Annotated in this window: 10 protein-coding genes and 1 pseudogene; 10 read left to right on the top strand and 1 reads right to left on the bottom strand. The window is 53.3% G+C overall.

Translation table 11 applies throughout. The annotated features are described in order from the left end of the window. Window positions 1–80 precede the first annotated feature (80 nt). From CHH67_RS02360 to CHH67_RS02390, 7 genes are all read left to right on the top strand, one after another. Window positions 81–1049 carry a sugar phosphate isomerase/epimerase family protein gene (locus tag CHH67_RS02360; protein WP_095263369.1) on the top strand — a complete coding sequence of 323 codons (969 nt, stop codon included), beginning with the start codon at window positions 81–83 and terminating at the stop codon, window positions 1047–1049. A 58-nt stretch (window positions 1050–1107) separates the two neighbouring features. Next, entirely contained in the window at window positions 1108–1833 is a 726-nt protein-coding gene (locus CHH67_RS02365) for a ThuA domain-containing protein (protein ID WP_095263370.1), read from the top strand. 125 nt (window positions 1834–1958) lie between these two features. Further along, window positions 1959–2630 carry a uracil-DNA glycosylase gene (locus tag CHH67_RS02370; RefSeq protein WP_230875556.1) on the top strand — a complete coding sequence of 224 codons (672 nt, stop codon included), beginning with the start codon at window positions 1959–1961 and terminating at the stop codon, window positions 2628–2630. Window positions 2631–2774: 144 nt separating this feature from the next. Next, window positions 2775–3092 (top strand): winged helix-turn-helix transcriptional regulator, encoded by a 318-nt coding sequence (locus CHH67_RS02375; protein ID WP_095263371.1) that lies wholly within the window; start codon window positions 2775–2777, stop codon window positions 3090–3092. Between the two features lie 199 nt (window positions 3093–3291). After that, window positions 3292–5730, top strand: coding sequence for a nitrite reductase large subunit NirB (nirB, locus tag CHH67_RS02380; RefSeq protein WP_095263372.1), 2439 nt, complete (start codon window positions 3292–3294; stop codon window positions 5728–5730). Between the two features lie 31 nt (window positions 5731–5761). Next, window positions 5762–6130 carry a nitrite reductase (NAD(P)H) small subunit gene (locus tag CHH67_RS02385; protein ID WP_095263373.1) on the top strand — a complete coding sequence of 123 codons (369 nt, stop codon included), beginning with the start codon at window positions 5762–5764 and terminating at the stop codon, window positions 6128–6130. After that, entirely contained in the window at window positions 6120–6947 is an 828-nt protein-coding gene (locus tag CHH67_RS02390; RefSeq protein ID WP_095263374.1) for a formate/nitrite transporter family protein, read from the top strand. Before CHH67_RS02385 ends, CHH67_RS02390 begins: the two co-directional genes overlap by 11 nt. Before the next feature lie 142 nt (window positions 6948–7089). On the opposite strand, the gene CHH67_RS02395 is transcribed toward CHH67_RS02390, so the two are convergent. After that, complete coding sequence (locus tag CHH67_RS02395) at window positions 7090–7809, bottom strand: Crp/Fnr family transcriptional regulator (RefSeq protein WP_095263375.1); 720 nt, start codon at window positions 7807–7809, stop codon at window positions 7090–7092. 339 nt (window positions 7810–8148) lie between these two features. On the opposite strand from CHH67_RS02395, the pseudogene CHH67_RS02400 reads away from it, so the two are divergent. The 3 genes and pseudogenes from CHH67_RS02400 to pflA all read left to right on the top strand — a co-directional run bounded on the left by CHH67_RS02400 (window position 8149) and on the right by pflA (window position 14054). Beyond that, window positions 8149–10649, top strand: a pseudogene (locus tag CHH67_RS02400) (bifunctional acetaldehyde-CoA/alcohol dehydrogenase). 369 nt (window positions 10650–11018) lie between these two features. Next, entirely contained in the window at window positions 11019–13265 is a 2247-nt protein-coding gene (pflB, locus tag CHH67_RS02405) for a formate C-acetyltransferase (RefSeq protein WP_095263376.1), read from the top strand. Between the two features lie 54 nt (window positions 13266–13319). Next, window positions 13320–14054, top strand: a complete 735-nt coding sequence (gene pflA, locus CHH67_RS02410; protein WP_095263377.1) for a pyruvate formate-lyase-activating protein — start codon at window positions 13320–13322, stop codon at window positions 14052–14054. The last annotated feature ends 303 nt before the right edge of the window (window positions 14055–14357 follow it).

Genomic DNA, 14357 nt, shown 5'->3' on the forward strand with positions numbered 1-14357 from the left:
GGATTTATTGTGGTAATTACAGCAAGGGAAGTTCCCGAATCAATTCGAATCAATTCATGGAAACAGGAGGAGATCCAACAATGAAACTTGGAGTATTTATGGTACTGTTCAGCGGGCGCAAGCTGGAAGATGCGCTTGACTACGTTGCAGCCAAAGGGCTGAAAGCGGTTGAAATTGGAACCGGAGGTTACCCGGGGAATGCGCACTGCAACCCGGCGGAGCTTCTTGAGAATGAAACGGCATTGAAGAATTTCAAAAATGCGGTGGAATCGCGCGGGCTGATCATCAGTGCGCTAAGCTGCCACGGCAACCCGCTTCACCCGCAAAAAGCGATCGCAAAAGATTTTCACGATGCCTTCGTAAAAACAGTTGAGCTTGCTGAGAAACTGGAAGTGCCTGTCGTTAACACGTTCTCCGGCTGCCCAGGTGACCATGAGGATGCCAAATATCCGAACTGGCCTGTAGCTCCTTGGCCGAACGATTACCAGGAAATCCTGGACTGGCAATGGGAAAACAAAGTGATTCCTTACTGGACCGAGTGGGGTAAATTCGCTGCTGACCGCAATGTGAAGATCGGTCTTGAGCTGCATGGCGGCTTCTCCGTTCATACTCCAGGCACGCTGCTGCGTCTGCGTGAGGCTGCCGGCGAAGTGATCGGGGCGAACCTTGATCCGAGCCATATGTGGTGGCAGGGCATTGATCCGGTACAAGCGATTCAAATTTTGGGCCGCGCCGGAGCGATTCATCACTTCCATGCGAAGGACACCAGCATTGATCCAATCAATGTTAACAAGCACGGTTTGACGGATATGCAGTCCTACACGAATATGCTGGATCGCGCTTGGCAGTTCCGCAGCGTCGGATTCGGTCATGATGTGAAGGAATGGGCAGATATGATGAGCGCTCTGCGTCTCGTCGGGTATGATTATGTGGTCAGCATCGAGCATGAGGATGGCTTGATGTCTGTAGAAGAAGGCTTCTCCAAAGCGGTGGATAACCTGAAACAAGTGCTTATCGAAGAGCCGCTCGGAGAAATGTGGTGGGTATAAGTTATTTGATCCGCTGTGCAAGCTAACGACTAAATGCATTTCTAGGGGGAACAGCTACATGCTTAATGTAACGATTTGGAACGAGTTCGTTCACGAAAATATTCATCAGGAGGTTAAAGCCGTGTATCCGACAGGGATTCATATGGCTTTGGCCGAGGGTCTGGCTCATCCGGATTTTATCATCCGGACGGCAACGCTGGATCAGCCCGACCATGGACTGACCCAGGACGTGCTCGATTCCACCGATGTACTGCTGTGGTGGGGACATATGGCTCATGACAAGGTTAGCGACGAGATTGTAGATCGAGTGGTAAAGCGCGTGCTTGACGGTATGGGGCTGATCGTTCTGCACTCCGGCCATTTCTCCAAGCCATTCAAAGCTCTGATGGGCACAAGTTGCGATTTGAAATGGCGGGAAGCCGGGGAGCAGGAATTGATGTGGAGCGTCAACCCGACGCATCCGATCGCTGAAGGAATTACAGGTCCGATCATTATCGATCAAGAGGAGATGTACGGGGAGTTCTTTGACATTCCAGCCCCGGATGAGCTGATCTTTATCAGCAATTTCTCCGGAGGAGAGGTGTTCCGCAGCGGATGCACATTCAAGCGCGGACATGGCAATATCTTCTACTTCCGTCCAGGTCATGAAACCTATCCAACCTACCGCAACCCTGAAGTGCTGAAAGTCATTTCCAATGCGATTCGGTGGGCACCATCCAAAGCGGGTAAACAGGTGTTCGGAAACAGTCAGCCGATCCGTCCGCTGCAGATTCCGGTCGTATAAGTTAGCTTCCGCATTCATAATAGCGGCAGAACCGGTCAAGGATTATATATTCTTGACCGGTTTCTTTGCATCTTAGGGTAATATAATGTATGAAAGGGTGGATAACCTGGAAGGAGGGGAACCGAATGCTGAGTGGAATCCGAAGCGCGCCGGTGGATCCATCCGTCATTGCCGTCTGCAGAGCCCGGCTGAGCGGGCACCCGGTGGAAGGATTTCTGCTTGGGGGAGGCACGTATCCGGCACAGGTGATGTTTGTCGGTGAAGCGCCGGGAGCGACAGAGATCCAGGAAGGACGGCCGTTTTCCGGTCAGGCCGGGGAGGAGCTGGACGGGTATTTACAGCGGCTTGGGCTTACCCGTGATGAGGTGTATATCACCAGCGTCATCCGCAGCAGACCGTATAAGGAGAAGCCGCTGACCCGGGCGTCAGGGGAGACGGTGATCAGCCGTTCCAACCGAACGCCTACCAAAACTGAAATCTTGGCGCATGCGCCCATACTGGATGAAGAGATTCGCTGGGTTCAGCCGCAGATCATTGTGCCGATGGGCAATACGGCGCTGCACAGACTGATTGGCAGTCACGAAACGATTACTTCACTGCACGGCAAGCTGATTGAAGGGCCAGTTCAGCAGGCGGCCGATCCGGCAATGCCGGATAAGGGCTATATCTTCTCAAGGGAAATCTATCAAATATTCCCTTTGTTTCATCCGGCTGCTATACTATATAACAGGAAGCTGACCGATATTGTTATGTCTGATCTGGATCATTTATCTCAAATTTTAAGAAGAAACAGCTGATTTTATGAGGAAAAAGGGCTAAAAGGTTTTCAGAAGCCTAAAAATATGCTAAAATGAAACATACTAACTAATCGTAAGTTTCACATGTTAGTGTTTACCCGTATAATGATGAGTACAAGGTGACTTCGCAAAGAGGTGAAGGATATGGGAGCTACAAACATCAAGCTCTGTCCCCGGTTTGAGTCGGCGTTTGCATGCCTTGGCAAGCGATGGAATGGACTGATCATTCAGGCGCTGATGAGCGGACCGAAGCGGTTTAAAGACATCTCCAGTGTCATACCGTCCATGAGTGACAAGATGCTGTCCGAGAGAATGAAGGACTTGGAATGTGAGGGCATTTTGGTACGACATGTTTACCCGGAGACTCCGGTTCGTATTGAATACGAATTAACTGAAAAGGGGAAAGCGCTTCGTCCCGTAATGGATGAAATCTCCAGTTGGGCGGAGCAATGGATTGAATAATGACGGTGGTTCATTCGGCACTTCCACAAAAATAGACCCTGACCTGAGACATGTTCTCAGTCAGGGTTTATTTTCGTATGAATAATTAAATTTTTAACTATATTATGTGAAAAATATCACAAAAATAAAAGGGCTCAAACGATATAATTGACATGTAAGGGAAGAGATAAGCTGCATAACGAGCGGGGAGGAATGCATCGTGACGAATCGAAAAAAACAAAAATTAGTTGTCATAGGAAACGGCATCGCCGGAATTGGCACGATTGAACAAATTATTAAACTGGGCGGAGCCTATGATATTACGGTCATTGGCCAGGAGCCACACCCGAACTACAACCGGATCATGCTGTCTTACGTTCTGGAGGGCAGCAAAACGATCGATGATATCGTATTGAATGACTGGCAATGGTATGAAGACAATCAGATTACGCTTCACACCGGTACGGCAGCGACAGCCATTGATGAGGCAAACAAAGTGGTGGTCTGCGACAATGGCTTGAACGTGCCTTACGACAAGGTGATTATTGCGACCGGCTCGCGTCCGTTTATTCTTCCGGTTCCAGGCAGTGATAAGGAAGGCGTCGTTGGCTTCAGGGATATTGCGGATTGTACCCGCATGCTCGAAGCGTCCAAAATCTACAAGAAGGCGGCTGTCATTGGCGGCGGTTTGCTCGGACTTGAGGCAGCCAAAGGGCTGGTGAGTCTCGGTATGGAGGTCACTGTCGTTCACCTGATGGACGACTTGATGGAGAGCCAGCTCGACTCCCATGCGGCCCGGATGCTGCAGCAGGAGCTTGAGCGCCAGGGAATTCGTTTCCTGCTCGGGAAACAGACGACTGAAATATGGGGAGATACCCGGGTGAAAGGGTTGCGCTTCAAGGATGGGGGCGAACTGGAGGCCGAGCTGGTTGTGATGGCGGTCGGCATTCGCGCGAATACGGCGGTGGCTCAAGCGAGCGGCATTGAGACCGGACGCGGGATTGTCGTCAATGACTATATGGAAACGTCGATGCCAGATGTATATGCGGTAGGCGAATGCTGTGAGCATCGCGGCGTATGCTATGGCCTGGTGGCTCCGCTGTTTGAGCAGGGACAGGTGCTGGCCAAGCATTTAAGCGGGGTGGACACTAAGCCGTATGAAGGATCGGTGGTATCGACCAAACTGAAGATCAGCGGAGTTGATGTGTTCTCGGCCGGCGAGTTCCTGGAGCAGCCGGAGCATACCGTGATTACCGCTAAGGATGAGTGGAAGAAGACATACAAAAAAATTCTGATGCGGGACGGGCGCATCGTCGGAGCGATCCTGTTCGGCGACGTAAGCGAATCGGCCAGCTTGCAGTCTTTGATCAGACAGAAGGCGGAAATGACGGATGAAATCTATGCTTCCATCATGGGAACCGGGTGCGGAGGACACGGGGGCAGCAAAGCCGCGATGGTGGAGAACATGCCGGATGACGAGATTGTGTGCGGCTGTAACGGGGTGACGAAAAAGGCGATTGTGGACGCCATTAACGGTGAGGGCTTAACGACAGTAGATGAAATTAAGGCCTGCACGGGAGCGACCCGCTCTTGCGGCGGCTGCAAGCCGGTGGTGGAGCAGATTCTCCAGAGCGTGCTCGGGGCCGGCTATACAGCCAGTGCCAAGCAGGGAATATGTCCGTGCACGACGCTCGACCGGGATGAAATTGTGGCACAGATCCGGGATAAAGGACTCACCTCCACGAGAGAGGTCATGCATGTCCTGGGCTGGAGCAATCCCGAGGGCTGCTCGAAGTGCCGGCCTGCCATCCATTACTACCTCGTCATGCTGAATCCTGAAACGCATCAGGAGGAGCGAGAGTCCCGCTTTGTGAACGAGCGGCTGAGCGCAAACATTCAGAAGGATGGCACGTTTACGGTAGTGCCGCGGATGTACGGCGGGGTGACGACACCGGAGGATCTGAAGAAAATTGCGGATGTATCGCTGAAATATAATGTGAAAGTCGTCAAGGTGACGGGCGGTCAACGTCTGGATCTGATCGGCGTGAAGAAGGAGGACCTGCCGAAGGTGTGGGAGGAGCTGGATATGCCGTCAGGCTATGCGTACGCCAAGTCGCTGCGGACGGTGAAGACCTGTGTAGGCTCCCAGTTCTGCCGCTTCGGCACACAGGACTCCATGAGCATGGGCGCCTTGATCGAGAAGAAGTTCGAGCGGCTGGACTTTCCGGCGAAATTCAAGATGGCGGTTAACGGCTGTCCGCGGAACTGTGCCGAAGCCTGCACCAAAGATATCGGCATCGTTGGCAATGACGGCGGCTGGGAGATCTTTGTCGGCGGCAACGGGGGAACGAAAGCTCGCCTTGCCGATTCTTTCTGCAAAGTGAAGACGGATGAAGAGCTGATTGAGATCTGTGCGGCGCTGATGCAGTATTACCGCGAGACCGGCAAATATTTGGAAAGAACATCGGAATGGGTGGAGCGTCTGGGCCTTGATTCTATCCGCGAAGCGGTGCTGAGCAATGACGGCGAGCGGAAGGCGCTGGTCGCAAGAATCGAGCTTGCCCTCAAGCAGGTCGAAGACCCTTGGAAGAAAGTGCTGAAGGATGAGACGCTGCGGGAAACGCTGTTTGAGGACGTCAAACCGGTCACGATGAGCTGATTTTATAAAACCTGAACGGAGGATGACACACATGGAGAACGGAATGTTTACACCTGTTGGCCGGCCGGAGGATTTCCCGACATTGCTCGGAAGGAAGGTGTCAGTATGCGGCGAGGAAATCGCCGTTTTCCGAACCTCGGATCATCGCTGGTTTGCACTGGAGAACAAAAACCCTAACCCCAAAGGAGGAACGCTGGCCGAGGCCATCGTATCCGGCCACTATATATATGATCCGCTGTACGACTGGAAAATTGATCTGACGACGGGCCTTGTGCAAGCGCCGGATACCGGCCACGTGCGAACGTTTCCGGTCCGGGAGGCCGATGGAATGATTGAGGTAGGCGTGGCGGCAGGCGGCCAGCAGACGGAGCACCCGGGAGGTGAGGTCCGTGTTCGCTGAAGATGTGGAAGCCGTCGTCCAGGCGGCGGTCAAGAAAAAGGAACAGATGAAGACCAATTTTCTGCGTTACTTCGTATCCGCGATGCTGGCGGGCGCTTATGTCGGAATCGGCATCATGCTGATATTCAGGCTGGGCGCTCCGCTTGCAGCGGAAGGTTCGCCGCTTCAGTCTCTCGTGATGGGAGCGGCCTTCGGGATTGCGCTCACACTCGTTGTGTTTGCAGGATCGGAGCTGTTTACCGGCAACAATATGTTTTTTACGATGAGCACGCTGTCCGGACGGACCACCGTATCGGATACGTTGAAGAACTGGGTGGTTGTGTTCATCGGAAATCTTGTCGGAGCCATTGTGCTCAGCAGTCTGATCTATGGCTCCGGACTGTTTAAGGGCATTCCGGCTGATCACCTGATTTTTACCGCGGCCGCCAAAAAGATGAACGATCCGTTTATGGAACTGTTTTTCCGGGGGATTCTGTGTAACTGGCTCGTCTGTCTCGCTTTATGGATGGGCATGCGCACCAAAGGGGAGACGGCGAAGCTCATTCTGATCTGGTGGTGCTTGTTTGCCTTTATTGCAACAGGGTACGAGCATAGCGTAGCGAATATGTCGCTGCTTACGCTGGCGGTCATGCTGCCCGGGCATCCGGAGACGGTGTCGATTGCCGGTTGGATCGGCAACATGGTGCCGGTGACGCTTGGCAACATTGTCGGGGGCAGTGTGTTTCTCGGGATGGCTTATTGGTTCATCTCTTCGGCGAAGACGAAGACAAGCACGAAGACGCAGGACAGCGGCCAGGAGAAGACGCTGGCTAAATAAACATAACAAGAAAGCGGACTTTAAAGGCTAGCCAGCTGCATAAGTCCGCTTTTGTGACAAAAGAAAAAGGCCATCCTTGATATCGTTGATCTGAAGGATAGCCCAGCCGGGTGGGGGAGGCTCATGCTATGGTATTGCTCGCCTAGATCCTGCAAATTTCCTCCGGGCACAGCTCGCAGTGGCAAATATCCTGCAGCATCGTCATATCTTTGATCAGAATCATGCCTCCGATATATTCGATGGCGTCTTTTCTTCGCAGGTCGCTCAGCATCCGGTTTACGCTTTCCCGGGTTGCGCCAATCATGTTGGAGAGGTCGGTGTGCGTAATCTTTTTGTTGATCAGAACGGTATCGTCCTCTTGCTGCTGACCGTAGCTGTTGCTCAGGCGGATGAGCGTGGACGTGAGCGCCCCCGGCTTGCCGTACATCATCAGGTCTCTGAATTTGGTTTGGGTGATGCGGTGATGGATGCCCATCCATTTCATGAAATCAATCGCAAAATCGCAGTGTTGGCAGATCAGCATTTCCAGCTCTTTTTGATCGATGACGCCGACCACCGTGTCCTCTACCACTTCGGCCGAGAAGCTGTGATTCGTTCCGAAGAACGGATCGGCCTGGCCAACCATGTCGCCGGGATGATACATATAGAGGATCAGTTCTTTGCCTTCATCGGTCGATTTCGTTAATTTGACACAGCCGCTCTTGATGTAATAAAGTTTGTCGGAAAAATCGCCTTCCCAAAACAGATGGGAGCCTTCAGGGAGCGTTCTATCTTTCATGGCAACGAGCAGACGGTTCAAGTTCTGCTCCGAAAAACAGCGTGTGTTTCCTTGGGCTTGCATTGTCAGTTCCATCGTTTTCATTGTTGGCATCTCCTAACATCCTATTTTTAATACATTCAATCTTTAAATACATTATAACGTGAAAAAATTCACTTGTGACGCGACAAAAGTGTCTAAATTTCAAACATTGTGATCATTTTCACTTAAAAGGGGTGATAAACGGGGAAGAATAGCATAGTGGGGCGGATCGTGATTGGAATGAAAAGGCACAGGTATAGGTGTTTTAACGAAATATTTCGTTATTTTTTATATTGTGAAAAAATTCACATGATTTTGGTTTGGCGCATGATATGATCAAACCGTAAGCAGCGTGAGGATGCGCTGAACATAGAAACGAATACCATTAGGAGGCGAAGAGAGATGGCTGTAACGAAAGAAAACGCGGATAACAAAAAGCAAACGGCAACCGGTTATATTGATCAATTGATTGCAAAAGCGAACCGGGCGCGGGAGAAGTTTATGGCTCTCGATCAAGAACAAGTAGACCGGATCGTGCAGGCGATGGCGATGGCCGGGCTTGAGCAGCACATGCAGCTGGCCAAAATGGCCGTGGAGGAAACGGGAAGAGGGGTATATGAAGACAAAATTATTAAAAACCTGTTCGCTACCGAATATATTCACAACAGCATCAAATATGACAAGACGGTAGGTGTCATTGAGGATAATCCGTACGAAAGCTATCAAAAGATTGCGGAGCCGGTCGGCATCATTATGGGCATTACACCGGTGACGAACCCGACATCCACCACGATATTCAAGGCGCTGATCTCGATCAAAACGCGCAATCCGATCATCTTCGGGTTCCATCCGTCAGCACAGGCCTGCAGCCGCGAGGCAGCCAAAATTTTGCTGGAGGCTGCAGTGAAGCATGGGGCGCCTGCCGATTGCATCCAATGGATTGAGGAGCCTTCCATGGAAAAAACAAATCTGCTGATGAACCACCCGGATGTGGCGCTCATCTTGGCCACCGGCGGTTCGGCAATGGTGAAGGCGGCATACAGCTGCGGCAAGCCAGCGCTCGGCGTCGGTCCCGGGAATGTGCCATGCTTTATTGAGAGAACCGCTGATCTGGATCAGGCGGTGTATGATTTGATCCTCTCGAAGACGTTTGACAACGGCATCATCTGCGCATCCGAGCAAGCGGTCATCATTGAAGAGCCGATCTATGACCAGGTGAAGAAGAAAATGATCGAGAACGGCTGCTATTTTGTAAGCAAAGAGGAAGCAGCGAAGCTGACGGCCGGGGCAATGGTTGCCGATAAATGCGCAGTGAACCCTGCGATCGTCGGACAGCCTGCGGTCAAGATCGCCGAGGCATGCGGCTTTACAGTGCCGGAGAACACCAAGATTCTCGTGGCCGAGCTGGCCGGGGTTGGACCTGGCTATCCGCTGTCTGCGGAAAAACTGAGCCCGGTGCTGGCCTGCTATAAAGTGAAGAATGCGGAAGAGGGGATCAAGCGGGCAGAGGAAATGGTTGCCTTCGGCGGGATGGGTCACTCCTCGGTCATCCATTCGAATAACGAAGAGGTCATTGCCAAGTTTTCCGATCGCATGCAGACCTGCCGCATTCTCGTGAATCAGCCGTCCTCCCAGGGAGGCATCGGGGATATCTACAATACGAACCTGCCGTCGTTGACGCTGGGCTGCGGCTCTTACGGACGGAATGCAACGTCTTCGAACGTAACGGCTGTCAACCTGATTAATGTGAAAAGGGTGAACCGACGTACCGTGAATATGCAGTGGTTTAAAGTGCCGAGCAAAATTTATTTTACCTGCGCCAGCGCCGGACGCCGGTTGCGATCGAAGTGTTCTCGGAAGTGGAACCGGACCCGTCGACTACGACGGTCGAGCGCGGAACAGAAATGATGGCGCGCTTTCAGCCAGACTGCATCATCGCCCTTGGCGGCGGTTCGCCAATGGATGCCGCGAAAGCGATGTGGCTGTTCTACGAATATCCGGACACCGAGTTCAACAGTTTGAAGCAGAAGTTCATGGATATCCGCAAGCGGACGTTCAAATATCCGAGACTTGGCCAGAAAGCCCAATTCGTGGCGATTCCGACAACCTCGGGTACAGGCTCGGAAGTGACCTCGTTTGCGGTCATCACGGACAAAATCCAGGGCAATACCAAGTATCCGCTGGCGGATTATGAGCTGACGCCGGATGTGGCGATTATCGATCCGGAATTCGTATACTCGCTGCCGAAAACGGCGGTTGCCGATACAGGGATGGATGTGCTGACCCATGCGATTGAAGCTTACGTATCGGTCATGGCCAACGATTATACAGACGGCCTCGCCATCAAAGCGATCCAGCTGGTATTCGAATATCTTGAAGCATCGGCATTGACGGGTGACAAGCTTGCGCGGGAGAAAATGCACAACGCCTCGACCCTGGCGGGCATGGCCTTCGCCAACGCCTTCCTCGGCATCAACCACAGCCTGGCGCATAAATGGGGCGGTCAGTACCATACCGCGCACGGTCGTACCAATGCGATTCTGATGCCGCATGTGATCCGCTACAATGCCAAGAAGCCGACCAAGCATGCCGCATGGCCGAAATACAAGTCGTTCGTGGCGGATCAGCGGTATGCAGAGATCGCCCGCATTCTCGGACTGCCAGCGCGCACGACCGAGGAAGGCGTGAACAGCCTGATCCAGGCCATTCGCGATCTCAACCGCAAGCTGGGCATTGAAGAATCGTTCCAGCAGCTGGGCTTCGATCCGGCCGATTTCGAGAGTCGGGTAGAACAGCTCGCTGACCGGGCATTCGAGGATCAGTGCACCACGAGCAATCCGAAGCTGCCGCTGGTCAGCGAACTGGCAGACATCTATCGCAACGCCTTCTACGGCCGGTTCTAATCGGCTGCGGCGGGCTCCCGAGGCGGATGTCAGACGGGGCTCGGCACCGCAAGGCGAGGCGAAGCTTGAATGATGGCGGCTAGTGCGTTTCGAGGAGCGGAGTCACAGGTGATAAAAATCACGTTCAGGCCATGATTTGTGATCATTATCACAGATTGAGGCTGGCAGCAGGTCTACAATAAAGGTGTAGCAGGATTTAAGCATTCTGGAGTCCCAGATCAAGTGAAGAAAAACGGAAGCTTGCAGCTTGTGAGCGGGATAGCAGCATCCACATTTGTGAAATATGTCACATAAGCGGATCTGGGATGTCGCCCGTGGATTTCCCGCTCCGGGCTCAAGTTGCCTAAAAAAATATTGGAGGGATTCAATATGTCGGTGATTACACAGGAAGTCGGCTGGAGAAGCTTCACGACCGGTAAATGGGCGAAGGCTGTTGATGTCAATGATTTTATCGAGCGCAACATTACACCTTACTATGGGGATGAGCAGTTCTTGGCGGGTCCGACGGAGAACACCAAGGCGCTGTGGGAAATTATATCCGAGCTGAGCGTGAAAGAGCGCGAGCGCGGCGGCGTTCTGGATGTGGACGTCAACACGCCATCCACCATACTGTCACATGGGCCAGGCTATCTGGATAAAGACAAGGAGCAGATCGTCGGATTGCAAACCGATGAGCCGTTCAAACGCTCCATTCAGCCGTTTGGCGGTATCCGGATGATGATCGACGCATGCAATGCTTACGGCTTCGAGCTTCCGCAAAGCATCGTGGACATGTTCACTCACATTCGCAAGACGCACAACCAAGGGGTGTTTGATGCCTATACCTCCGAGATGAGAGCAGCGCGTAAAGCGGGCATTATCACCGGTCTGCCGGATGCTTATGGCCGCGGCCGCATTATCGGCGACTATCGCCGGGTGGCGCTGTACGGCGTGGATTTCCTGATCCGCGATAAGCAGCGTGAACTGCAGGAGCTTGAAGTGGATCATATGGATGAAGCGGTCATTCGTCTGCGTGAAGAGGTGTCCGAACAGATTCGAGCCCTTCAGGAATTGAAGGAAATGGCCAAGATGCACGGCTATGACATTGCCAAACCGGCCAACAATGCCAAGGAAGCATTCCAATGGCTGTACTTCGGTTATCTCGCTGCGATCAAGGAGCAGAACGGAGCGGCGATGTCGCTGGGCCGGGTATCCTCCTTCCTCGACATTTACGTACAGCGCGACCTGCAAGAAGGAACGCTGAACGAGCAGACAGCCCAGGAGCTGGTCGACCACTTTGTCATGAAGCTGCGCATCGTGAAGTTTCTGCGCACCCCGGATTATAACGAGTTGTTCAGCGGGGATCCGACTTGGGTAACCGAATCGATCGGAGGCATGTCCGTCGGCGGCGAAACCCGCGTGACCAAGAACAGCTTCCGCTTCCTGCACACCTTGTACAACCTGGGACCTGCACCGGAGCCGAACCTGACTGTATTGTGGTCTGAGAAGCTGCCGGAGGCGTTCAAGAAGTACTGTGCCAAAGTATCGATCGAAACAAGCTCCATTCAATATGAGAACGATGACCTGATGCGTCCGATTTATGGCGATGATTATGGCATTGCCTGCTGCGTATCCGCCATGCGGATCGGCAAGCAGATGCAGTTCTTCGGCGCTCGGGCGAACCTGGCGAAGGCGCTGCTGTATGCGATCAACGGCGGCAAGGATGAGAAATCCGGCGCCCAGGTTGGACCGGAGTACCCGGCAATTACGGCAGGGGTGCTGAATTACGACGAAGTGATGAACCGCTTCAAGCCGATGATGGAATGGCTGGCGAAGCTGTACATGAACACGCTGAACGTCATCCATTACATGCATGACAAGTACAGCTATGAGCGGATCGAGATGGCGCTCCATGACCGCGACATTCTGCGCACGATGGCCTGCGGCATTGCCGGCTTGTCCGTTGCTGCCGACTCGCTAAGCGCGATTAAATATGCGACGGTGAAGCCGATCCGTAACGAGCAAGGCGTTGCCGTTGACTTCGAGATCGAAGGCGATTTCCCTTGCTATGGCAACAACGATGACCGGGTAGACAGCATAGCCGTTGAGCTTGTGGAAACCTTCATGAGCATGCTGCGCAAGCATAAGGCGTATCGCGACGCGCTGCCGACCCAATCGGTGCTGACGATCACGTCGAACGTTGTATATGGCAAAAAGACCGGCACCACGCCGGATGGCCGCAAGGCAGGAGAGCCGTTCGCACCGGGCGCGAACCCGATGCACGGTCGTGACCGCAAAGGCGCGCTCGCCTCGCTGACCTCGGTAGCGAAGCTGCCGTACGAGGACAGTCTGGACGGCATCTCCAACACCTTCTCCATCGTGCCGAAGGCGCTTGGGAAGGAGGAAGACGTTCGCCGGAACAACCTCGTTTCGATGATGGACGGATATTTTGGCAGCAAGGCGCACCATCTGAACGTGAACGTATTCAACCGTGAGCAGCTGATCGATGCGATGGAGCATCCGGAGAACTATCCGCAGCTGACGGTGCGTGTATCGGGTTATGCGGTCAACTTCATCAAGCTGACCCGCGAGCAGCAGCTCGACGTCATTAACCGGACCTTCCATGCCTCGATGTAACACGGCAGACCAGTACAGCCAATAACAAAGCGGATACAGAAAGGATGACTTCCTATGATGAAAGGCCATGTCCATTCCCTAGAAACTTTCGGTACGGTTGACGGTCCGGGTATCCGCTTTGTACTCTTCATGCAAGGCTGCCTGCTGAAATGCCAATACTGTCATAATCCGGACACCTGGGGACTGAATGAAGGACGCGAGATGACGATCAATGAGGTGCTGAGCGAGATCGAATCGTATCTGCCCTACTATCGTTCATCCGGCGGCGGGCTGACCGTGTCTGGCGGCGAGCCGACGCTTCAGTATCCGTTCGTAACCGAGCTGTTCCGGGAGGTTAAGCGCCGGTGGAATTTGCACACTGCCCTGGACACGAACGGCTACAACGAGCCGGAGAAAATTCGTGAGCTGCTGGAGGTCACAGATCTGGTGCTGCTGGATCTGAAGCATATCGACGATGAGAAGCATATCGTTTTGACCGGCAAATCGAATGAACGGACGTTAAAGACCGCGCGCTGGCTGTCTGACCATGGCCGGAAAATGTGGGTCCGGCACGTCTATGTTCCGGGCATCCATGAAGATCAGGAGGACCTGCACCGGCTGGGCCAATTTATCGGCACCCTGCAAGGGGTGGAGAAGTTCGAAATTCTTCCCTACCATCAGATGGGCGTCTATAAATGGGAGGCTCTCGGCAAAGCCTACCCGCTGGAAGGCGTGCCTTCGCCAACCGAAGCCGAGGTGGATCGTGCCTACCGGCTGATCGAGGAAGGCAGGGCGCTTGCGAGCGTATAGCCTGGAAGTAGCGGCAGAGCCGCGCACGGAAGATGCGCCACCACGCGGGGAGAATCGGTCATTTGTTTTCTGACAATCCAATAAGCCATGATGAGCACTTAACCACAAGCTTGATCCCTGTTCGGGCTAGTCCGTACAAGGGGAGCTTCGGTTAAGTGCTCTTTATTATGTGCAAGGCCGTCGTCCTGCAACGAGCGACTTGACGACTGACTGGTGCTTGACGCCCGTACCGGTCTTCTTCGGGCTCTGCAGGCAAGCTATCACGTTAGAGCCCCTACCGGAAGCAGGCAATGGCGCGAGAGC

It is taken from the genome of Paenibacillus campinasensis, from assembly GCF_002272015.1.
GTDB lineage: Bacteria > Bacillota > Bacilli > Paenibacillales > Paenibacillaceae > Paenibacillus_AQ > Paenibacillus_AQ campinasensis.